A 21,178-nucleotide genomic window follows, 5' to 3' on the forward strand; every position below is an offset into this window, starting at 1 on the left:
TCGTACGGGTGCGGTTCCGACTGGTCTGCGGCGCTGCTCAGTTGAGGACCTGGACCTCGGCCACCTGGAGCGGCATCGAGGTGGCGGACGGTACGGGGTAGTCGAACTCGACCGACTGGCCGGTGTCGCTCCGGGTCGCCTTCACCTTCCAGATCGCGGTCGCGGTCAGGTACAGCGTCCCGTCGGCGCGGTGGGCCGAGCTGCTCCGGAACACGTGCTCGCAGTCCGGCGACTCGGTCCGGCCCAGGTCGGCCCGGTACGGGGTGCCGGCGCCCTTGCACCCGACCGTGTGGAAGTCGTCGGTGTCCCAGACCACGTCCTCCACCCAGGCGGTGGCGGTCACGCTGATCACGTTGCCCCTGGCCGTCCCGGTCAGCGGTCCGACGCTGGCGGCGCTGCGGTCGTACCAGAGCCAGACCGGCGCCCCGACCACGGCCTTGCCGGCCGGGGCCGCGTGCATCTTCGGCGGGGCGATGTGCAGCATCTCCAGCGCCTCCTTGCGCAGGGCCACCACGTTGTCGGTCGGCGGCGGCCCGGCCGGGGCCTGGGCGAAGAACTGCGGGCCGCGGGCCGCGCTGGAGCTGTCCAGGCAGCTGACGTTGTAGATCTCGCCGGTCGCCGGGTCCCGGCCGCCCCAGGCCCGGTGGTCGGCGGGCGGCTTGGGCTGCATGAGCATGTAGTAGCAGCCGGTGGAGTTGCTGAACCAGCCCAACTGGTCGTTCCAGCAGGGCCGTTCCACCCCGTCCCAGACGCACTTGGCGGCGGCGGTCTCGGTCTTGCCGCCGGGGTGGCCGCTGGCGGTGCTGCCCGGCTCGTGCACGATGATGCAGATATCCCGGACGGCGCACGGATTGACCGAGCCGCCCGGCTCCTCGGCGCCGGCCGGACTGATCGTCGCGGCCAGCATTCCGATCAACAACAGGACACGAACCAAGATTCGTCGAGCAGTTCTCAACACGATCGGCCCTCCTCGCGTTTGAAGTCCTCGATCAGCCAGCGCGAGTCCGATTTCCGGAGCGTGGCTGTGGCGACGTACCGGGTCAGCCGCGGCGACGGATCACGCACCGCCTTGGTGCCGGCATCCGCCTGGTGCCAGTCGGTGACGTCGAGACAGTCCTCGACGATCGCGGTCGGCGGATTCCCGGTGGACTGAATCGACTTCACCAAGGGCGAGTTGCGCGGGCTGCCGGTCATCACCAGTTTTGCGTCCAGCAGTTGCTGGCGGGTGATCAGACTGCCGCTCAGCGCCCCGTCGACGGCGTAGCCGCGCAGGGCCACCGGGTCCGCCGCAGGTTGGCCGAAAGCCGCGATCTGCGCGTCCCACCAGCCCTGATACGCCCTCAGCACCACCCGCCCGGTGGCTCCGTCCGGCCCCTCGGTGGGGGCGCTGCCGGTGGCGGCGGCGGAGCCTCCCGGTGCGGCAGCAGGGGCAGTTGGGGCAGGAGTGAATTCGGGCAGCCGGTCGGTCGCGCTTCCGTTGTCCGCGGCGCCGCAGGCGGTGAGCAGCAGCAATGTCAGCCCGCCGACCCCAACCGCCCCAGGGCGCACCATAATTACGCGCTGCCGCATCGCCCCACCTCATCACGGCCGACTCCGAACGGAGCCCGGGCCGCAGAAGAAATCCGCCATCCCGATGCACTGCTCACGGGGCATTGATTCTTCGCCAACCCGCCCCGCCCCGGCAACACCTCGGGCCCCCTGACCTTACGCGGAAGGCGGATCGGTTGGGGCACTTTCGCGCCACAGAACTGCCAACAGTTCCTCAGAAAGCGACAATCCGGCCAATGCGCCCCGTACCGCGGCCCGATTCCGCAGCAGCAGCCGCCCCTGCTCACCCGGCGTCAGCAACCGGGTCGGGCCCGCCCCGTAGGCCGACTCGGCCCAGGCCAGCTCGTGTGCCAGCGCGGGCTGGAGATCCACCGGCGCGACCGCCGCCGGGGCGCCGGGCAGGCCGTGCTCCAGCACCCGGTCCAGCGCCCAGCTGAACGAACCCTCGCCGCCGGGCAGCACCGACTCCTTGCCCCGGCGCGGGCCCGCGTACCGGGCCACCCGGCCCCAGAGCGGCACCCGGGAGTGGCTGAGCAGTTCCCCCGCCCCCTCCTCGCCGCGCTCCAGCGCCGCCCAGGCGTCCCGGTCGGCCACCGCGTCCACCAGCAGCAGGGTCTCCTCCTGGTCGCCGTGCACCATCGTGCTCACCACCCAGTCCCAGGCCAGCCCGCGCCGGTACGCGTTGTCCGGGGTGGAGCCGGCCGTGACCAGGGCCAGCCGCCGGCCGCGCGGGTCCACCGCGAGCTGGCCGAGCAGGCAGACCACCAGCCAGCGGGCCGGCCGCTGGGCGGCGGACCGCAGTGCGGTGAGCATCGCGTTGGCGTCCGCCTCCGGCGGGACCAGGGTGACCCGGCTCCCCCGGGTGCCCGCGTCGAAGCAGCGCCCGGGCAGGCCCTCGGCCAGCAGCCTCGCCCCGGCCGCCGCCGCGGCGGACCCCGCGTGGGCCCGCTCCGGCCCGCCGTCCGCGCCGATCACCACCAGTTCGATGCCGCCGCTCACCGCTGCCCACCCCTCACTCGCCCGCTCCCGCGCACAAGCTATCGGTCCGACTGCGGCCCCGGGCCCTTTCGCCCGGAATTGACGCAGGTCAGGGACCATCCAGGGACCATCGACCCTGTTGACGCCCGGTCCGGCGGGGCACCATCGAGGTATGGACCGAGACGACCACGTGGAGACGCTGAGCGAGGCGGACTGCCTGCGCCTGCTCCGCACCGTGCCCATCGGGCGCGTGGTGTACACCGAACACGCGCTCCCCGCCGTGCTCCCGGTGGCCTTCGAGGTGGCCGCGGACGGGCACCTGGTGCTCGGCCTGCGCGCCGGCAGCACCATCAGCCGCGCCTTGGACGGCACCGTGGCGGCCTTCCAGGCCGACCTGCTCGACCCCGTCAGCAGGACCGGCTGGAGCGTCCTGGTGCACGGGCGGGCCGAGGTGGTCCGGGACCCGGCCGAGCACCAGCGGCTGCTGCGCAGCGGTCCGGTGCCGTGGGTCGGCGGCAGTCAGCAGCCGATGTTCGTCCGGATCGCCCCCGAGCTGCTGAGCGGCCGCCGGCTGCTGCCGGCCGGACAGGCCCTGCACCGCGCGCGCTGAGCCGGACGCACCAGGCCCGGATGCCCGCTGACAAGTGACCCGTGAGTAGGCATACTCTCCGGTGCCCCGTCAGTCCCCCCTCCAGGAGCAGCCGTGACGACGTACGCCTCCCTCGCCGACCTGACCGCAGCGGTCGGCTCCGAGCTCGGCACCAGCGAGTGGCACACCATCGACCAGGCCAGGGTGGACCTGTTCGCCGAGGCGACCGGTGACCACCAGTGGATCCACGTCGATCCCGCCCGGGCGAAGGAGAGCACCTTCGGCGGCACCATCGCGCACGGCTACCTGACCCTCTCGCTGATCCCGGTGCTGGCCAAGGAGTGCTACGCGGTCGAGGGGGTCAGGATGGCCCTCAACTACGGCTCCGAGAAGGTCCGCTTCCCCGCCCCGGTGCCGGTCGGCACCGCGATCCGGGCCACCGCCGAGCTGGTCTCCGCCGATCCGGTCCCCGGCGGCGTGCAGGCCGTGGTCCGCTACACCATCACCAGCGAGGGCGGCGCCAAGCCGCACTGCGTGGCCGAGACCATCACCCGGTTCTACGCGGCCTGACGGTCCGTCGGCGGGGCGGTTACGCCGAACGGCGTGCCCGCCTCCGTCCCACCGGGTCGGTGCGGCATATCGCCGGTAATGTCCGGTGGGACGGTCAAGTCCCGCTCATGGAGGTGCCGTGCCCAGCTCCGCTGCCTGGACGTCCCGGGTCGCCGCTCTCGCCGCACAGCTCGCCACCGGTACCCCACCGCTGCTCGAACTGCCCCGCAGCGCCTGGCGCGCCGTCCGGACCGAGCAGTTCGGCACCGAGCCGACCGGCGCCCGACTGGCGCGGATCCTGAACTCCCCGCACTTCGCGGACGGCACCTTCCAGAACCCCGTACCGACCCGCCGGCTGGCCCGCGGCCGGTCCCGGCTGGAGCTGACCCGCCATCGGCTCACCGCCGACCGGCACCGCCGGGCGCCCGCCGCCGCCGTCCCGCTGCACCGGCTGCTGCCGATCGAGCTGGCCGAACCGGCCGCCGACGGCCTGCGGCTGACCTGGCTCGGCCACGCCACCGTGCTGGCCGAACTGGACGGCCGCCGGGTGCTGTTCGACCCGGTCTGGGGCGAGCGCTGCTCGCCGTACGGCTGGATCGGCCCGAAGCGGCTGCACCCGATGCCGATCCCGCTGGCCGAACTCGGCCCGGTGGACGTGGTGGTGATCTCGCACGACCACTACGACCACCTGGACCTGCCGACCGTGCGCGCCCTGGCCGCCTCCGGGGCGGTCTTCGCCGTCCCGCTCGGGATCGGCGCGCACCTGGAGCACTGGGGCATCCCGGCCGGACGGATCGTCGAGCTGGACTGGTGGGAGTCGGCCGAGGTGGCCGGGCTGACCCTGACCGCCACCCCCGCGCGGCACTACTGCAACCGCGGTCCGCTGGCCAACCCGCTGGTGCTCTGGGCCTCCTGGGTGGTGGCGGGCGCCTCGCACCGCCTCTTCCACAGTGGCGACACCGGCTACTTCCCCGGCTTCGCCGAGATCGGCGGCCGACTGGGCCCGTTCGACGTGACGATGATGCAGATCGGCGCCTACAGCGACCTCTGGCCCGAGGTGCACATGACCCCCGAGGAGGGCGTCCGGGCCCATCTCGACCTCGGCGGCGAGCTGCTGCTGCCGATCCACTGGTGCACCTACGACCTGGCCCCCCACCCCTGGGAGGAGCCGGCCGAACGCACCGTCGCCGCCGCCAAGGCGCTCGGGGCCGCCCTGGTCGTCCCCCGGCCCGGCAAGCCCTTCGAACCGGCCGACCCGCCCGCGCTCAGGCTCTGGTGGCGGGCGGTCGCGGCCATGCCCAAGGGCGCCGAACTCCTGGTCCCGGACGGGCTCGCCGCTCCGACCACCACCCGGGTCGACGACGTCTCGGTCTGACCGGGCCCCTACCGGCTGGCCGTGGCGGTGATGCCCGGCTGGACGGCTTCCACCGTGGCGGCGACGCCGAGGGAGCCGAGGGCGATCGAGGCGGCCACGGCGGCGCAGGCGATGAAGCGGCGGTGCCGCTTGGGGAGCGGGAAGCGCGGTACTTCCAGGGCCACGGGAGCCGGGGCGGACTGAGCGTTCATGACAGTGAGCATTCCAGGGCGTTGTTAAACGGTGACGACGCCCGGGTGAAGAGTGGGCGGGGGCTGGACGTCCGGATATCGGTGCGGGGTGCCGGGCTCACTCGGACGGCGGGCGCTTGGCGGAGCGCACGCCCGCCCGGTGGTCGGCCATCGCCTCGCCGACCGCGACCCGGACGGCGTCCCGCAGGCCGTGGGCGGCGTGCAGCCGGGACGGCCCGGCCGCCGGATCGTCCCGCAGCTCGCGGACCAGGGCGAAGCAGAGCAGCAGCATCACCACCACGAACGGCAGCGCGACCAGGATGGTGGCGTTCTGCAGCGCCGTCAGACCGCCGGCCAGCAGCAGGGCGGCGGCGACGCCGCCCATCAGCACGCCCCAGACCACCACCAGCCAGGTCCTGGGGTGCAGCGAGCCCCGGCTGGAGAGCGAGCCGAGCACCAGCGAGGCGGAGTCGGCGCTGGTGATGAAGAAGGTCATCACCAGCAGCACCGCGATGACGCTGGTGACGCCGCCCAGCGGCAGTGACCTGAGCATCTCGAACAGTGAGGCCTCGGCCCCCTGCGGGATGGTGCCGACCAGGTCGGCGGCGCCGGTGGAGTCCAGCCGGATCGCGGTGCCGCCCATGACGCAGAACCAGATCACGGTGGCACCGCTGGGCACCAGCAGCACGCCGAGCAGGAACTGACGGATCGTGCGGCCGCGCGAGATGCGGGCGATGAAGGTACCGACGAACGGGGCCCAGGAGAGCCACCAGGCCCAGTAGAAGATGGTCCAGGAGCCGAGCCAGGCCTCGTCGGTGAAGGCGCCGGTCTGGGTGGCCATCGCGGTCAGGTCGGAGAGGTAGCCGCCGACGGTGGAGGGGATGGCGTCCAGGATGTAGACCGAGGGGCCGAAGACGAAGACGAACAGCATGATCAGGCAGGCCAGCACCACGTTGGCGGTGGAGAGCCACTTGACGCCCTTGTGCACGCCGGAGAAGGCGGAGAGCACGAAGGCGGCGGTCAGCGAGCCGATGATGATCAGCTGGACGTTCTCGCTGGACTTGACCGAGGTGATGTAGCCGAGCCCGTCCGCGACCTGGAGCGCGCCCAGGCCGAGGCTGGTGGCGGAGCCGAACACGGTGGCGAAGACCGCCAGCAGGTCGATCGCCCGGCCCGGCCAGCCGTCCGCGCCCTTGGTGCCGATCAGCGGGACGAAGGCGGCGCTGATCCGGTTGCCCCGGCCCTTGCGGAAGGTGGTGTACGCCAGCGCCAGGCCGCCGACCGCGTAGATCGCCCAGGGGTGCAGGGTCCAGTGGAACAGCGAGAACTCCAGCGCCGACTGCGCGGCGGCCGGGGTCTGCGGCTCGATCCCGGAGCCGGGCTGGGGCGAGGCGTACAGCTGGAGCGGCTCGCCGACGCCGTAGAACATCAGGCCGATGCCCATGCCGGCGCTGAACATCATCGCGACCCAGGCCAGCGTGTTGAACTCCGGCTCCTCGTCGTCCCGGCCCAGCCTGATCCGGCCGAACCGGCTGAACGCCAGCAGCACCGTGAGCACCAGGAAGATGTCGGCCGCGACCACGAACAGCCAGCCGAAGTTGTGCAGCACCCAGCCGAGCGCCGTGCCGGAGGTCCGGCCGAGCGAGTCCGCGGCGAAGACGCCCCAGGCGACCACCCCGAGCACCGCGACCGCGCTCACACCGAACACCACCCGGTCGGTGGGCAGGGTGGCGCTGGGCTCCTCGGGCTGACTGCTCATCAACTGACTCCGGCAGGGCTTCGGTCCGACAAAAAGTACATCTCGTACTATGTGCGGCGGATGCTCCCGGACCGGGCAGGACGCGCCGAGCGGCCGCCCCGGACCGGGCCCGGGCGCTACGATCCGGTGCATGACCGCGCAGCCGTGCCTCCCGAGCCAGGTGCCGCTGCGGTGTTGTCCGATCCGCTGCTGCTGACCCCTTGTTGCCGTGCGCCCCGCGCCGCCTCGGGGCACGCGGGCCGTTCGGGCTGCGGTGCCCCGTCGTGCGTGGCGCCCCTCCCCCGAATGGACGGTCCCCATGGACGAGTTCGAGTACGACCGCATCCGCCGCCGGCAGTGGCTGGCCGGCCGGGCGAGGGCCGACGGTGTGGACCGTCGCACCCTGCTCCGGATGACGGTCGCCGCCGGCCTGCTGGCGGCCCCGGTCGTGACGGCGGGGCGGGCGTCCGCCGCCCCGGCCCCGACGGCCCCGGTGGCGGCCGGGCCGGGGATCGTGAAGCCGCTGCCCGCCGAGTGGTTCTTCCCGCGCGGCACCAACGCCGAGATGCGCTGGGACGCCGTGGCGGGGACCGGCCTGCACACCCCGACCGAGCGGTTCTTCGTCCGCAACCACACCAGGACCCCGCTGATCGACCCGGCCGGCTGGCGGCTGCGCCTGACGGGCAGTGGGCTCCGCCGGGACGGGGTCGAGTTCGGCCTGGACGACCTGCGGCGGCTGCCGAGCACCCGGCTGAGCGCGCTGATCGAGTGCGCCGGCAACGGCCGGAGCTTCTACACCAACCAGCAGCACCAGCCCGTGCCCGGCACCGCCTGGACGCTGGGCGGCGTCGGCTCGGCCCGCTGGCGCGGCGTCCGGCTGGCCGATCTGCTGCACCGCGCGGGCCTGCGCCGGGACGCGGTCGACGTGCTGCCCACCGGCCTGGACGACGAGTACCTGACCGCGACCGGCGCCAGCCTCGGCCGGGTCCGCCGCCCGCTGCCGATCGGCAAGGCGCTGGACGACGTGCTGGTGGCGTACGAGATGAACGGGGAGCCGCTCACCCCGGACCACGGCGCGCCCGTCCGGCTGGTGGTGCCGGGCTGGATCGGCATCGCCTCGATCAAGTGGCTGGGGTCGGTGGAGGTCTCCACCGAGCCGCTCTACTCACCCTGGAACACCCAGTACTACCGGCTGTTCGGCCCCGACCACCCGGCCGGCGGCAGCGCCCCGATCACCCGTCAGGTGGTGAAGAGCGCCTTCGAACTGGCACCCGGCGCCGTCCTGGCGGCGGGCCGTCGCCACCGGTTGACCGGCCGCTCCTGGTCCGGGGCGGCCCCGATCCGGCAGGTCGAGGTGAGCAGCGACGGTGGCACCCGCTGGCAGCACGCCCGCCTGCTGGACGAGCCCCGCCCGAACGGCTGGGTCCGCTGGAGCCACGACTGGCGCCCCGAGCGGCCCGGCCCGTACGAGCTGCGCGCCCGCGCCACCGACCGGCGCGGCAACACCCAGCCGGCCGTGGCGGTGTTCAACACCGAGGGGTACCTCTTCGACGCCGTGGTGGCGCACCCGGTGACGGTGGGTCAGGCCGCCTCGTAGGGCGTCAGCACCAGCCGGACCACGTCCTCCAGCCGGCGGCGGGCGTCGTCCAGGGTGGTGCGGCCGGTCACCCAGGCGGTCAGCTCGCCCTGCCAGGAGTGGCCGACGATGTGCCGCACCAGCTCCCCGGCGGCGGGCGGCAGCCGGGGCCCGACCGCGTCCAGCGCCGCCCGGTCGGCCCGGGCCAGCGACTGGAGCGCCTCGCTGGCGAACGGGTCGGTCGAGGCGGCCACCGCGACCCGGAGCCGGGCCAGTTGGGGCTGCCGCTGGTAGGCCCGCATGCCGTTGCGGACGAACCGCACCACCCGGTCGGTCTCGGCCCCGCCGTGCCGGGGGCCGCGCTGGTCGGCGACCAGGTCGGCGAGCAGCAGGCGGTGCCAGTCCGCGATGGCGGCGGCGAGCAGATGGTCCTTGGAGGAGAAGTACCGGTAGGCGGTGCCGAGGGCCACTCCGGAGCGCTCGCAGACGTGTTTCATCTGGAGTCTCTCCACGCCGGTCTCGTTCACCAGCGCTAGCGCGGCCGAGATCAGGCTGTTGCGGCGTTCGAGCTGACGGGGCGACATCGCCTCCACCGGCCTTGGTGACAGGTCAACCTTGGTCACCCGCACCATGATACGGGCCGGGATCGCTCGGGCGAACGGTGCCTGAACAGCGGCTTGGGTCGGGTTTGCCGGCCGGCCTCAGATCCGTCGCTCCCGGATCAGCGTCTCCTGCACCGCGGAGGCGACCAGATTGCCCCGGCGGTCGTAGAACTCGCCGTGCGCCAGCCCGCGCCCATCCGAGGCGGACGGGCTGCGCTGGGCGAACAGCAGCCATTCGTCGGCGCGGAACGGCCGGTGGAACCACATCGCGTGGTCCAGCGAGGCCAGGATGATCCGGGACGGCTCGGTGCGCTGGATCCGGTGCGGCTGCACGTTCAGCGCGGCGGTGGAGGCGAGGGTCAGGTCGGACAGGTAGGTCAGCGCGCAGACCTGGAGCAGCGGGTCGCCCTCGGGCAGCGGGCTGCCCGTCCGCAGCCAGACGAACTGCTGCGGGGTGCCGGGCAGTTCGGGCGGCAGACCGGGGGTGTCGGCCGGGATGAAGCGCAGGTCCAGGGTGCGGAAGGCGCTGGCCCGGAAGTCCTCCGGCGCCGCCTCGGCCCAGGCCGGGAACGGGTCGGGCAGCTCCTCCGGGGCCGGCACCCGCGGCATCGCGGACTGCCGGTCCCCCGGCGTGGCCTCCGGGTTCTTGAACGAGGCGGAGAGCGTGAAGATCACCTCGCCGTGCTGAACCGCCGTCACCCGCCGGGTGGCGTACGAGATGCCGTCCCTGGCCCGGTCCACCTCGTAGTCGATCGGGTGCCTGGGGTCGCCGGGGCGGAGGAAGTACCCGTGCAGCGAGTGCACGTGCCGGCCCGCGCCCGAGACCCGGCCGCCGTCCAGTGTCCGCCCGGCGGCGGTGAGCGCCTGGGCCGCCACCTGGCCGCCGAACGCCCGCATCGGCGCCCCGGCGTGACAGCGGCCACGGAACAGGTTCTCATCCAGCCGCTCGATCCGGAGCAGCTCGACGAAGGGGCTGACCGTCTCTCCGGTCTCGGGCACTCTGCTGGCGTCCATCACGCCGCACAGCGTACGCCATTCGAACTGGAACACGTTTCAGGAACGGTCGTTCTTGACCGATCGTTCCAGAACCCCTACGGTGGTCGGCATGGGACGACCACGCGCTTTCGACCAGGACGCGACCGTCCGGGCCGCCGCCCGGCTGTTCGCCGACCGGGGCTTCGAGGGGACCTCCGTCGACGACCTGGTGACCGGGCTCGCCGTGCACCGGGGCAGCCTCTACAAGGTGTTCGGCAGCAAGCGCGGCCTCTACCTGGCCGCGCTCCGGCAGCACCTGGACCACGAGGTGCTGCCGATGACCGCCGCACTCGCGGCGGCCGACGGACCGGCCCTGGACCTGGCGGTGGCCGGCTTCGACGGCGGCCCGGCCGAGGGCCTGCTGCTGCTCGCCGCCGCCGAGCGGGCCCCGCACGACCCCGAGGTCGCCGCCCTGGTGGCCGAGGGGCTGTCCGCACTGGAGCGGGCCCTCGGCCACCGGAGCGGCGACCCGGCCCTGGCCCCCGCCCTGGTGGCCGCCGTGCTCGGCCTGCGGCTGCGGGCCCGCGCGGGCGGCGGCTCCGGCGCGGACGCCGTCCGGGCCCTCACCGACCAGCTGAAGGAGTAGGACAGATGGCACTCGTCTCGGTCGCGAACGACACCCTCACCGTCGAGGTCGAGGGGCTGGACCGGCTCTGGGCCGTGAAGAGCCGGATCGAGATCCCGCTCGGCAACGTCCGCGGCGCCACCGCCGATCCCGGCATCGTCCGCGAGCCGAAGGGCATCCGCGCCCCCGGCACCCACCTGCCCGGCGTGATCGTGGCCGGCACCTTCCACCGCGACGGCGAGAAGGTCTTCTGGGACGTCAAGAACCCCGAACGGGCCGTGGTGATCGAGCTCGCCGACGCGAAGTACACCCGCCTGGTGATCGAGGTGGCCGACCCCCGCAGCACCGTCGCCCTGGTCGAACAGGCGCTCCGGAGCCGGTGACCGACCGTCAGCCGACCACCAGCGGACGGGAGTGGCGGCCCGAGCCCGGGGGCGGCGGCTCGGCCGCGGGGGCGTAGCGGGCGGCCGGGGCGCGGAGCAGCCAGGCCCGGCCGGCCGGGGCGATCAGCTGCATCCGGTGCAGCAGGTCGAGCGCGTCCCGGCGGAAGGCGGTCAGGTCGGCCAGGTAGTCCCGCCGCCAGCCGGACCGCAGGCCGTACTCGTCGGTGACGTCGCCGAGGGCGCCGTCTATCAAGGCGTCCGGGATCAGCACGGCCGGCGGCGCGGCCTCGTCCGGCAGCGGGCGGAGCTCCTCCACCAGCCGGGCCGCGAGCAGCAGGGCGGCCTGGGCCAGGGTGCCGGTGCCGGGCAGGGCGAGGTCGGTGAGTTCGTCCGCCGGGTCCAGCAGGGCGACGCCCTCGGCCCGGATCTCCGCCTCCAGCCCGAGGAAGTCGGCGAACAGCCCGGCCTCCCGGTCCAGCCCGGCCTCCAGCCAGCGCCGCTCCTCCGGCGCCAGCTCGTCCAGCAGCAGCACCGGGGTCTCGGCCAGCCGCCGACGCACCGTCAGCGCGGGGCCGGCCGGCGCGGGCGCGGGCAGCGGAGCCAGCGCCCCGGCCAGGACGCGGTCGACCGTGCCACCGGGCGTCAGCACCTGCCAGTCGGCCAGCTGCTGACGGACCCCCGGCGCGTCCAGCCCGGCCGGGCGCCCCTCGGCCAGCGCCGCCAGCGCCAGCACCAGGGCGGAGTACGCCGCGGGCGTCCAGGCGGTGCCGCCGTCGGCCGGTGCCAGCGCGCGGCCGGGCAGCGGGGCCTTGTGCAGGCGGGCGAAGCCGGCGCCGACGGTCAGGGGGTAGCCGAGCACCGTGGCGAAGCGTTCGGCCAGCCAGTCGGCGTGACGGCGGATCAGCGGGAAGCCCGCGCCGTGCGGCCCGGCGGCGGTGACCAGCGGCTGGGCCGCGAGCAGCCGGGCGGCGGTGCGCCGCTCGACCGCGATCTCCTGCGGGGTGGAGCCGGGCGCCTGCTCGGGCTTGCGGTGGCGCCCGCCCCGGCCGCTGACGGCGGGTGAGCCGCGCCGCGGCTCGACCACCCGGCCGCGCCGGGCCCCCTCCCGGGCCCGCAGGCCCGCCGGGTGATGGACCGTCGGCCCGTGCCACCAGCTCAGCTCGGCGCCCGCGCGCGGCCCGTCGGGGAGCGCGCCGCCCAGGTGCCGGGCGCCGTAGAGGCCGAAGGCGGCGGTGAACAGGTCGTCGGCGGTCTGCCGGTCGGCGGCGGCCAGCCGGTCCGCGAGCAGTTCGGCGGCGCCCCGGGCGGTACCGGCCACGACGGCGGCCGCGTCGGCGGTGAGCCGCCCCGCCCCCGCCCCGCGTCCACCCGTTGCCCCGGTCGGCGCCTCCCCGGCTCCGACCGCGTCCTCGTACCGCTTCATGTCGCCCACCAGAGTAGACGCTGGGGACGCCGCTCCGTGGCACCCGAGCGGCCTTGCGGCCGAATCCCGCCGTACCCGGGGCTACGCGTCGGTAACAACCCCTTCCGCAGCCCGCCCCCGTCACCTATCGTCCTGGGCATGCCGAACCTGCCCAACGTCGTGCTGTGGTCGATACCCGCCTTCGTGCTGCTCACCGTCCTGGAGGTGGTCTCCTACCGGTTCCATCCGGACGAGGAGGAGCAGGGGTACACCGTCAAGGACACCGCGACCAGCCTCACCATGGGTCTGGGCAGCCTGGCCTTCGACGCGGCCTGGAAGATCCCGATCGTGGCGATCTACTCCGGGCTGTACGAGCTGACGCCGCTGCGGGTGCCGGTGCTCTGGTGGACGGTGCCGCTGATCCTGCTGGCGCAGGACTTCTTCTACTACTGGTCGCACCGGGGCCACCACGTGATCCGGATCCTCTGGGCCTGCCACGTGGTGCACCACTCCAGCAAGCACTACAACCTCTCCACCGCGCTGCGGCAGCCCTGGACCAGCGCCACCACCTGGGTCTTCTACGTCCCGATGATCCTGGCCGGGGTGCACCCCGCCGCGCTGGCGTTCTGCTCCTCGGCCAACCTGGTCTACCAGTTCTGGATCCACACCGAGCGGATCGACCGGCTGCCCCGCCCGCTGGAGTTCGTCCTCAACACGCCCTCCCACCACCGGGTGCACCACGCCTCGCAGGGCGGCTACCTGGACCGCAACTTCGGCGGCATCCTGATCCTGTTCGACCGGATGTTCGGCTCCTTCACCCCCGAGACCACCAAGCCGGTCTACGGCCTGACGAAGAACCTGAGCACCCACAACCCGCTGCTGGTGGCCACCCACGAGTACGCCGCGATCGCCCGCGACGTCGCCGCCGCCACCAGCTGGCGCGACCGGGTCCGCCACCTCACCAACGGCCCCGGCTGGCAGCCGGGCCCCACCGACCGCCCGGAGGGCACCGCCGCATGACCATCACCGGCCGACTCCGCACCGCCCGCGGTCTGCTCTCCGCCTTCGCGGTCACCTCCGCCGCCCACCTCGGGGCGATCGCCACCGGGGCGACCGCGCTCCAGCACGCCACCAAGCCCGCCCTGATGCCGCTGCTGGCCGGCTGGGTGGCCGCCCGGGCCGAACAGGCGCCGAAGCTGCTGGTGCCCGCGCTGGCGTTCAGCACCGGCGGCGACGTACTGCTCCAGGTCGGCGGGGAGGCCGCCTTCCTGGCCGGAATGGGCTCCTTCGCGGCGGCGCACATCTGCTACGTGACCATGTTCGTGAAGCTTGGCGCACTGAAGGACCGGCGCCGGACGGTGCTCACGGCGCTGGCGTACGCGGCGGCCTGGGGCGTGATGATCAGTCAGCTCTGGCCCGGGCTCGGCGACCTGAAGATCCCGGTCGCGATCTACAGCCTGCTGCTCTCCTCGACCGCCGTCAGCTCGGCCGGCCTGGGGTGGCGGACCGGCCTGGGCGGGGCGCTGTTCCTGCTCTCGGACACCCTGATCGCCACCGAGCTGGCGGAGTGGAAGGCCCTGCCCGGCCACGGCGCCTGGGTGATGGCGACCTACATCGCCGCCCAGTACCTGCTGGCCGACGGCACCGTCCGGGCCGCGCGGCCGGAGTCGGCCCCGGCCCTCAGCGCCCCGCTGGCGACGGCGGGGCGCTGACCACGGCGGCGTGCTGACGACGGCTCAGGAGGCGGTCCGGCGGCGGAGCAGCCAGAAGCCGCCGACGCCCCCGCCGACCAATGCGCCGCCGGCCACCAGGTCGGCCGGACCGGTCCTGGTCGAGCCGCCGAGACCGGTCTTCACCGGGCCGCTCGGCTGCTTGCCGCCGCCGTCGTGCGGGCCGGCCTTGACCTCGACCGCACCGGTGAAGGTGTCGCCGTTCGGGCAGCTGCCGTCGATGCCCCACCCGGAGGTCCGGCCCGCCTTCGAGGCGAACTCCTCCTTGGAGGCGAGCAGTGCCTTGCCGCTGTACTTGCCGTCCGAGCCGAGCGTCAGGGTCGCGCTGCCGGTGGAGAACGCCTGCGAGTTGGCGGTGATGGTCTTCACCGAGCTGGTCTCGCAGGTGACGCTCACCGTCACGCTCTGACCGGGCCCGGCCTCGGCGGGGCTCACCCAGGCCGGCTCGACGCTCTTGGCCGAGGCCGTCGGAGCGGCGAACCCGAGCAGGGCGGCCGCGCCCAGCACCGTGATGGCCGTACGCGAAGCGCGCATGCCGTACCTCCAGGTTCCCGGGCGCAGCGCGGGGACTCCGTCGTCCCCGTATTCGAACAGCTACACCCTGTCACCTGTGACGCTAGGCAGCACCGCCGGGGACGGCCACCGTTCGGGCCCATCCGGGGGGCGCACTCAGAGATCGAGGTCGACCACGACCGGCGCGTGGTCCGAGGTGCCCTTGCCCTTGCGGGCCTCGCGGTCCACGTAACTGTCCGTCACCGCGTCGGCGAAGGGCTTGTTGGCGTAGGTGAGGTCGATCCGGATGCCGAGGTTCTTCGGGAAGCCGAGCGCCCGGTAGTCCCAGAAGGTGTACGGGCGGTCGTACTTGAGCGCGCGCGGCATCACGTCCTGCAGCCCGGTCTCGCGCAGGGCGGCCAGCGCGGCCCGCTCGTCGGGGGTGACGTGGGTCTGCCCGGCGAAGACGGCCGGGTCGTAGACGTCCTCGTCGGTGGGCGCCACGTTGAAGTCGCCGAGCACCGCGAACGGGCGCTCGCCGGCCGCGTCCTCCAGCACCGCCTTGCGCAGCGCCTCGAACCACTCCAGCTTGTACGCGTAGTGCGCGTGGCCGACCTCGCGCCCGTTCGGCACGTAGACCGACCAGACCCGGACCGGGCCGCAGGTGGCGGCGATCGCCCGGGGCTCGGTGTCGGGGAGCAGGGCGCCGTCGGCCAGGAAGCCGGGCTGCTCGGGCAGGTCGCGGACGACGTCCTCCAGGCCGAGCTTGGACAGGATCGCGACGCCGTTCCACCGGCCGGTGCCGTAGGCGGCGGTGTCGTAGCCGAGCTCCTTGACCGCCTCGTACGGGAACGCGTCCGAGGCGCACTTGAGCTCCTGGAGGCAGAGCACGTCGGGCTTGGCGCTCTCCAGCCACTCCAGCAGCTTGGGCAGCCGCGCGGTGACGGAGTTGATGTTCCAGGTGGCGATGCGGACGGTCACGGCGGGCGGCCTTCCCGATGGGTGCTGCGGACGAGGGTGGGCACCCGCGCGGGTGCCCACCTCCGAACATACCGTCCGGCACCGACACCGATCAGCGCGTCGGGTGCACCACCGCGGCGGAGCCGCCGCCGCGGCGGGTCGGCTCGGCGGCGGCCACCCAGCGGCCGTCGGGCAGCCGCTCGACGCCGGTCGCGGCGCCGATCTCCGGGTTCAGCACGAAGCTGTGCCCGAGTGCCTCCAGGCCGGCCCGCTCGGGGCTGGCCAGGAAGGCCGGTTCGGCCTGGCTGGCGGCGGTGTTGCGCTGGCTGGCCCGGGGCGCGGTGATCGCCTGTTCCAGCGTCAGGCCCCGGTCGAGGCGGCCCAGCAGCACCTGGAGCACGGTGGTGATGATGGTCGAGCCGCCGGGCGTGCCGGCCGCGACGACCGGCTTGCCGTCCTTGAGCACGATGGTCGGCGAGATCGAGGAGCGCGGCCGCTTGCCGGCGGCGGGCAGGTTGGGGTCGGGCACCCCGGCGGTGGCGGGCGCGAAGGAGAAGTCGGTCAGCTCGTTGTTGAGCAGGAAGCCCCGGCCGGGCACGGTCAGGCCGCTGCCGCCGGTCTGCTCCAGGGTCAGCGTGTAGACCACCACGTTGCCCCAGCGGTCGGCCACCGTCAGGTTGGTGGTGCTCGGTCCCTCGTGGGTCTCCGGCACGGCCTGGCCGGTGGTGGCGCAGGGAGCAGGGTGGTACGGGTCGCCGGGGGCGAGCGGGCTGGTCAGCGCCTTGGCCGGGTCGATCAGGCAGGCCCTCGCGGCGGTGAACCCGTCGCTCAGCAGCTCCCGGGTCGGCACCTTCGAGAACGCCGGGTCACCGACCCAGCGGCCCCGGTCGGCGAACGCGATCCGGCTGGAGTCCAGGTACCGGTGCAGGTACTGGGTGGAGCTCACCTTGCCCAGGTCGCTGTGCTCCAGGATGCCGAGCGCCTCGCCGATGGTGGTCCCCCCGGAGGAGGACGGCGCCATCCCGTAGACGTCGTAGCCCCGGTACTCCACGTGGGTCGGCTGACGGCGGATCACCTGGTAGTCGGCCAGGTCCTTGCGGTCGACCTTGCCCGGCCGGGCGTTCCAGCCCGAGGCCGGGTCGACCGGCGGGTGCTGGAGCGTCCGGACGATGTCGGCGGCCAGCTCGCCCCGGTACAGCGTCTGCACCCCCTTTCGGCCCAACTCCCGGTAGGTGGCTGCCAGTTCCGGGTTGCGGAAGGTCGAGCCGAGCACCGGCAGCTTGCCGCCGGGCAGGAACAGCTTGCTGGTGTCCGGAAACGCCCTGAACCTGGTCTCGTTCAGCGCGGTCTGGTCCACGAACGTCTGATCGACGGTGAAGCCGCGGTCCGCCAGCTTGACGGCGGGCTTGAGCACGTCGCCCAGGTCCTGGCTGCCCCACAGCTCCAGCGCCTGGGACCAGGTGGCCGGCGCGCCCGGCACCCCGACGCTGAGCCCGCTGGTCACCGCGTCGGCGAAGGCGAGCGGCTTGCCGTTCTCCTGGAACAGCGTCTCGTCCGCCGTCCGGCCCGCCACCTCGCGGCCGTCCAGCGTGGAGACCCGGCCGCTACGGGCGTCGTAGTAGACGAAGTACCCGCCGCCGCCGATGCCCGCCGAGTACGGCTCGGCCACCCCCAGCGCGGCCGCGGTGGCCACCGCGGCGTCCACCGCGTTGCCGCCCCGGCGCAGCACCTCCAGCCCGGCCGCCGTGGCATCGGCGTCCACACTGGCCACCGCCCCGCCCCAGCCGACCGCCTCCGGCACCTTCGGCGGCGGGCCCCCCTGCGCCTGCGCAGGGGTGGCCAGGGCACAGATCAGTGCCCCGGCCAGGGTCAGTGGGACAAGTCCGGAAAGTCTCATGAATCCTCCTGACGAAGCGTCAATTCACAGTTCTTTCACAGACGGTGGGCGTACCACAACCGCGACTTCGCGCCACGGGCCGGCCTCGGGCCGACGAACCGCCCGGGGGCCGGGCCGACCTCCGACCCGGCCCCCGTCGCTGTCGCACCACCGGTGCGGTCGGCCTAGTAGACGCTGAAAGCCGACAGCGTGCCGTGGCCGTAGCACTCGCCACCGAACGCCCAGTAGCCCGGTCCGACCTGCGGACCGAACAGCTGAGTGCCGTCGGAGCACCGGGTGTAGGCGCCGTGCCGGCCGGCGGTGATCCGCACGTTGGCGTTCCACACGTAGGAGTCCACCCGGGTGATCGTCCAGGTCCAGTCGCCGCTCAGCGCGGCGGCCTGGGAGCCGGCCGAGACGGCGGCGGGCCCGGCCGGGGTCGCGGCGGACGCGGTGCCGGCCAGCGCCACTCCGGCCAGGGTGGTGGCGGCCACGGTCCCGGCCACGACGATCGATCCGATCTTGCGGTTCATGTCTCAATTTCCTTACTGGAGCGAGGACTTGCGATGTCCGGATCCGGCCACCGCTGCGGTACGCCACTCATCCTCGGCGACCTGGACGCCCGGCTCCATGGCGTTGAGTTGGCGTTTGCCTGGTGCTCGTTCACCTCGATCGCCTACTGTCGCGGACGGGTCGGGCCCGGGTGGACCGGGCAGACCGTGTGGCTGCCGTCGGGGGGTGTGCATGCCTGGGGATTTCGGGGTACTGCTTCGGCGGTACCGGCTGCAAACCGGCTGGACCCAGGAGGACCTGGCCGGACGGTCCGGGGTGTCGGTGCACGCGATCAGCGTGCTGGAGGCGGGCCGTCGGAAGCCCCGCCTCTCCTCAGTCGCCCGACTGGCGGAGGCCCTGGCACTGGCACCGCCCGAGCGGGCCCGGCTGATCGCGGCGACCGACCCCGCTCCTGACCCCGCTCCCGACCCTGACGCGGGCCCTGAGCAGCGCACCGGGAGCCGCCCCGAGCACGGCGGGGTCCGATACCAACTTCCAGCCGACACCCGCCTGTTCACCGGACGGACCCAGGAGCTCGAACAGTTGCTCGCGCTGGCCGAGCAGGCCCCCGAAGGCAACGCGGCCGGCATGGTGGTGATCTCCGCGATCGACGGGATGGGCGGGATCGGCAAGTCCGCACTCGCCCTGCACGCCGCGCACCGCCTGCGCCCCCGGTTCCCCGACGGCCAGCTCTTCGTCGACCTGCACGGTCACACCCCGGGTACTCCCCCACTCGGCTCCGACGAAGCGCTGAGCCGGCTGCTGCGCTCCCTCGGCGTACCACCCCAGCGGATCCCCGCGGACCTGGGCGAGCGCGCCGCGTGCTACCGCGACCGGCTCGCCGACACCCGGACCCTGATCGTGCTGGACAACGCCGCCGACTCCGCCCAGGTCCGGCCGTTGCTGCCGGGCACCCCCGGCTGCCTGGTGCTGGTCACCAGCCGCAAGCGGCTGGTGAGCCTCGACGACGCCCATCTGCTGGCCCTCGACCTGCTGTCCGGGCCCGAGGCGGCAGCCCTGCTGCACCAGGCGGCCGGGCCGGACCGGATCCCGGTCGGCCACCCGGCCGTGGCCGACCTGGCCGAACTGTGCGGGCACCTGCCGCTGGCACTCCGGATCGCCGCCGCCCGGCTGCGGCACCAGCGGACCCTCCGGATCGAGCATCTGGTGGGTCAACTCCGCGACGGCCGGGACCGGTTGACCCGGCTCCAGGACGAGGACCGCAGTCTGGCCGCCGTCTTCGAGAGCTCGCTGGCGGCACTGCCCGACGCCGAACAGCAGCTGTTCCGCCGGCTCGGCCTGATCCCCGGGCCCGACTTCGACGCCCACGGCGTCGCCAACCTGGCCGGCACCGACCACCGCACCGCCGAACGCCTGCTGGAGTCGCTGCTGGACCACAACCTGCTCACCCAGCACACCCCCGGCCGCTACGGCTTCCACGACCTGATCCGCCTGCACGCCCGCACCCGGTCCGACAGCCCGACCGAGTCGGCCGCCCACGGAGCCGCGCTGGAACGGCTGTTGGACTACTACCAGCACACCGCCCGGCTCGCCGACCACCAGGTCGCCCGCCGCACCCGGCCGCAGTCGGCCCCCACACCGCCCGCCGGATCCCCGCCGCTGCCCGACCGGGCCGCCGCGCTGGCCTGGCTGCGGGCCGAGCGCGCCAACCTGCTGGCCGCCACCGCCCACACCACCGCCCGGGCCCAGTACCCGCGCACCATCGCACTCACCGCCTCGCTGGCCTCCTTCCTGCTGCTGGACGGACCGTGGGCCGAGGCCGCCGAGCTGCACCGGACCGCCGCTGCCGTCGCCCGGGAGCTCGGGGACCGGCTCGGCGAGGCGGGCGCCCTCGGCGACCTCGGCCGCACCCAGCACGCCACCGGGAACTACCCCGGCTCGGCGGAGCTCTACCAGCGGACGCTGACTCTCCACCAGGAGCTCGGCGACCGGCCCGGCGAGGCCGACAGCCTGCACCAGCTCGGCCGGGTCCGGGTCCTGACCGGGGACTACCTGGCCGCGGCCGAACTGCACGAGCGGGCCGCGCTCCTCTACCGGGAGCTCGGGGACCGGCCCGGCGAGGCCCGCGCGCTGTGCGACCTGGGCCGGGCCCGGCACTCCACCGGGGATCCGGCCGGGGCGGCGGAGCTGATGACCCGGGTCCTGACGATCCAGCAGGAGCTCGGCGACCGCCGGGGCCAGGCCGGGGCCCTGCACGACCTGGGGTACGTCCGGCACGAGACCGGCGACCACTCGGCCGCCGCCGCCCTGCACGAGCAGGCCCTGGCCATCTACCTGGACCTCGGCAGCCGCCAGGGCGAGGCCATCGCACTGTGGAACCTGGGCCAGGCCCGGCACGAGACCGGGGACCACCCGGCGGCCGCCGCCCTGCACGAACGGGCGCTGGTCATCTTCCGGGAGCTCGGCAGCCGTCAGGGCGAGGCGGACGCGCTGCACGGGCTTGGCCGGGCCCGGCACCGGACCGGGGACCTGACGGCGGCGGCCGAGCTGTACCGGCGGGCCCTGCCGATCTACCGGGAGGTGGGCAGCCGGCCGGGCGAGACCGAACTGCTCACCAGCCTGGCCGCGTTGACGGCCGACACCACCGGCCCGCAGGCCGCCCTGCCGCTGTACCGGCAGGCGCTGCGGCTCGCCCGGCTGACCGACAGCCCGCTGGACCAGGCCCGCGCCCTGGAGGGCGCCGCCCGGTGCGCCGCGGACCTCGGCGACCGGGACGGCGCGGTAACCGACCTGCGGGCCGCGACCGAGCTCTACCGGCGGGTCGGCGCCCCGGCGGCGCTCCAGCGGGCCGCCGACCGGCTGACCGCCCTGGAGCGCCCGCACGGCAGCGTGCCGACCGCCCGTCGGTCCGCGCCGGGTGGCGTCAACTCGCCGCCGCCAAAGGGCTGACAGCTCCGGCGCGGCACCGGAGCCGGTGGCTACCCGCCGGTAATTTCGTTATCGGTCCGGTACCTGCCAACGAGTTACTGACACCGCGTCTGATTGGTTACCGTCCAGCCACAAGGTCCTGCACCCCCACCCACGCAGCGCCAGGAGT

General features: G+C 74.0%; 21 protein-coding genes. 9 read left to right on the forward strand and 12 right to left on the reverse strand.

What is annotated here, in order from left to right; genetic code table 11:
• Positions 1-37 precede the first annotated feature (37 nt).
• The 3 genes from ABT118_RS23695 to ABT118_RS23705 all read right to left on the reverse strand — a co-directional run bounded on the left by ABT118_RS23695 (position 38) and on the right by ABT118_RS23705 (position 2,547).
• Positions 38-916, reverse strand: coding sequence for a hypothetical protein (locus ABT118_RS23695; protein ID WP_350672341.1), 879 nt, complete (start codon positions 914-916; stop codon positions 38-40).
• Positions 917-951: 35 nt separating this feature from the next.
• Positions 952-1,569 (reverse strand): hypothetical protein, encoded by a 618-nt coding sequence (locus tag ABT118_RS23700; protein WP_350672343.1) that lies wholly within the window; start codon positions 1,567-1,569, stop codon positions 952-954.
• Between the two features lie 135 nt (positions 1,570-1,704).
• Positions 1,705-2,547: a hypothetical protein gene (locus ABT118_RS23705; protein WP_350672346.1), complete on the reverse strand. Its 843-nt coding sequence runs from the start codon at positions 2,545-2,547 to the stop codon at positions 1,705-1,707.
• Positions 2,548-2,698: 151 nt separating this feature from the next.
• Here ABT118_RS23705 and ABT118_RS23710 point away from each other — a divergent pair, with 151 nt between their 5' ends.
• The 3 genes from ABT118_RS23710 (at position 2,699) to ABT118_RS23720 (ending at position 5,039) form a co-directional block, all read left to right on the forward strand.
• Positions 2,699-3,136, forward strand: coding sequence for a pyridoxamine 5'-phosphate oxidase family protein (locus tag ABT118_RS23710; RefSeq protein WP_350672348.1), 438 nt, complete (start codon positions 2,699-2,701; stop codon positions 3,134-3,136).
• Positions 3,137-3,229: 93 nt separating this feature from the next.
• Positions 3,230-3,685 (forward strand): MaoC family dehydratase, encoded by a 456-nt coding sequence (locus tag ABT118_RS23715; protein WP_350672349.1) that lies wholly within the window; start codon positions 3,230-3,232, stop codon positions 3,683-3,685.
• A 190-nt stretch (positions 3,686-3,875) separates the two neighbouring features.
• Positions 3,876-5,039, forward strand: a complete 1,164-nt coding sequence (locus ABT118_RS23720; protein ID WP_350672595.1) for an MBL fold metallo-hydrolase — start codon at positions 3,876-3,878, stop codon at positions 5,037-5,039.
• Between the two features lie 8 nt (positions 5,040-5,047).
• Here ABT118_RS23720 and ABT118_RS23725 read toward each other — a convergent pair whose 3' ends face one another.
• Together ABT118_RS23725 and ABT118_RS23730 are read right to left on the reverse strand one after the other, a co-directional pair.
• Positions 5,048-5,230, reverse strand: coding sequence for a hypothetical protein (locus ABT118_RS23725; RefSeq protein ID WP_350672351.1), 183 nt, complete (start codon positions 5,228-5,230; stop codon positions 5,048-5,050).
• 97 nt (positions 5,231-5,327) lie between these two features.
• Entirely contained in the window at positions 5,328-6,968 is a 1,641-nt protein-coding gene (locus ABT118_RS23730) for a BCCT family transporter (RefSeq protein ID WP_350672353.1), read from the reverse strand.
• A 298-nt stretch (positions 6,969-7,266) separates the two neighbouring features.
• On the opposite strand from ABT118_RS23730, the gene ABT118_RS23735 reads away from it, so the two are divergent.
• Positions 7,267-8,544: a sulfite oxidase gene (locus tag ABT118_RS23735; protein ID WP_350672356.1), complete on the forward strand. Its 1,278-nt coding sequence runs from the start codon at positions 7,267-7,269 to the stop codon at positions 8,542-8,544.
• Here the strand turns inward: ABT118_RS23735 and ABT118_RS23740 are convergent.
• Both ABT118_RS23740 and ABT118_RS23745 read right to left on the reverse strand, forming a co-directional pair.
• Positions 8,529-9,146: a TetR/AcrR family transcriptional regulator gene (locus ABT118_RS23740; protein ID WP_350672358.1), complete on the reverse strand. Its 618-nt coding sequence runs from the start codon at positions 9,144-9,146 to the stop codon at positions 8,529-8,531. The genes ABT118_RS23735 and ABT118_RS23740 overlap by 16 nt on opposite strands.
• A gap of 78 nt (positions 9,147-9,224) precedes the next feature.
• Complete coding sequence (locus ABT118_RS23745) at positions 9,225-10,139, reverse strand: acyl-CoA thioesterase (RefSeq protein WP_350672361.1); 915 nt, start codon at positions 10,137-10,139, stop codon at positions 9,225-9,227.
• A gap of 91 nt (positions 10,140-10,230) precedes the next feature.
• On the opposite strand from ABT118_RS23745, the gene ABT118_RS23750 reads away from it, so the two are divergent.
• Both ABT118_RS23750 and ABT118_RS23755 read left to right on the forward strand, forming a co-directional pair.
• A complete protein-coding gene (locus ABT118_RS23750; RefSeq protein ID WP_350672363.1) occupies positions 10,231-10,746 on the forward strand; it encodes a TetR/AcrR family transcriptional regulator in 516 nt (171 codons plus the stop codon).
• A gap of 5 nt (positions 10,747-10,751) precedes the next feature.
• The gene (locus ABT118_RS23755; protein ID WP_350672365.1) at positions 10,752-11,108 is read left to right on the forward strand and encodes a hypothetical protein; all 357 of its coding nucleotides are present in this window, start codon (positions 10,752-10,754) and stop codon (positions 11,106-11,108) included.
• Between the two features lie 7 nt (positions 11,109-11,115).
• Here the strand turns inward: ABT118_RS23755 and ABT118_RS23760 are convergent, their stop codons facing one another.
• Positions 11,116-12,531 carry a DUF2398 family protein gene (locus tag ABT118_RS23760; protein WP_350672367.1) on the reverse strand — a complete coding sequence of 472 codons (1,416 nt, stop codon included), beginning with the start codon at positions 12,529-12,531 and terminating at the stop codon, positions 11,116-11,118.
• Between the two features lie 138 nt (positions 12,532-12,669).
• On the opposite strand from ABT118_RS23760, the gene ABT118_RS23765 reads away from it, so the two are divergent.
• Both ABT118_RS23765 and ABT118_RS23770 read left to right on the forward strand, forming a co-directional pair.
• The gene (locus ABT118_RS23765) at positions 12,670-13,530 is read left to right on the forward strand and encodes a sterol desaturase family protein (RefSeq protein ID WP_350672369.1); all 861 of its coding nucleotides are present in this window, start codon (positions 12,670-12,672) and stop codon (positions 13,528-13,530) included.
• Positions 13,527-14,222, forward strand: coding sequence for a lysoplasmalogenase (locus ABT118_RS23770; protein ID WP_350672370.1), 696 nt, complete (start codon positions 13,527-13,529; stop codon positions 14,220-14,222). Before ABT118_RS23765 ends, ABT118_RS23770 begins: the two co-directional genes overlap by 4 nt.
• Positions 14,223-14,246: 24 nt before the next feature.
• Here the strand turns inward: ABT118_RS23770 and ABT118_RS23775 are convergent, their stop codons facing one another.
• The 4 genes from ABT118_RS23775 to ABT118_RS23790 all read right to left on the reverse strand — a co-directional run bounded on the left by ABT118_RS23775 (position 14,247) and on the right by ABT118_RS23790 (position 18,101).
• A complete protein-coding gene (locus tag ABT118_RS23775; RefSeq protein WP_350672371.1) occupies positions 14,247-14,774 on the reverse strand; it encodes a hypothetical protein in 528 nt (175 codons plus the stop codon).
• A gap of 135 nt (positions 14,775-14,909) precedes the next feature.
• Positions 14,910-15,713: an exodeoxyribonuclease III gene (locus ABT118_RS23780; protein WP_350672372.1), complete on the reverse strand. Its 804-nt coding sequence runs from the start codon at positions 15,711-15,713 to the stop codon at positions 14,910-14,912.
• A gap of 91 nt (positions 15,714-15,804) precedes the next feature.
• Positions 15,805-17,589, reverse strand: coding sequence for a gamma-glutamyltransferase (gene ggt / locus ABT118_RS23785; RefSeq protein WP_350672375.1), 1,785 nt, complete (start codon positions 17,587-17,589; stop codon positions 15,805-15,807).
• A 164-nt stretch (positions 17,590-17,753) separates the two neighbouring features.
• Positions 17,754-18,101: a hypothetical protein gene (locus ABT118_RS23790; protein WP_350672377.1), complete on the reverse strand. Its 348-nt coding sequence runs from the start codon at positions 18,099-18,101 to the stop codon at positions 17,754-17,756.
• A gap of 211 nt (positions 18,102-18,312) precedes the next feature.
• On the opposite strand from ABT118_RS23790, the gene ABT118_RS23795 reads away from it, so the two are divergent.
• Complete coding sequence (locus ABT118_RS23795) at positions 18,313-21,030, forward strand: ATP-binding protein (protein ID WP_350672379.1); 2,718 nt, start codon at positions 18,313-18,315, stop codon at positions 21,028-21,030.
• Positions 21,031-21,178: the final 148 nt, after the last annotated feature.

Source organism: Kitasatospora sp. NPDC002040, assembly GCF_040296785.1.
In the GTDB taxonomy this organism is placed as follows: Bacteria; Actinomycetota; Actinomycetes; order Streptomycetales; family Streptomycetaceae; genus Kitasatospora.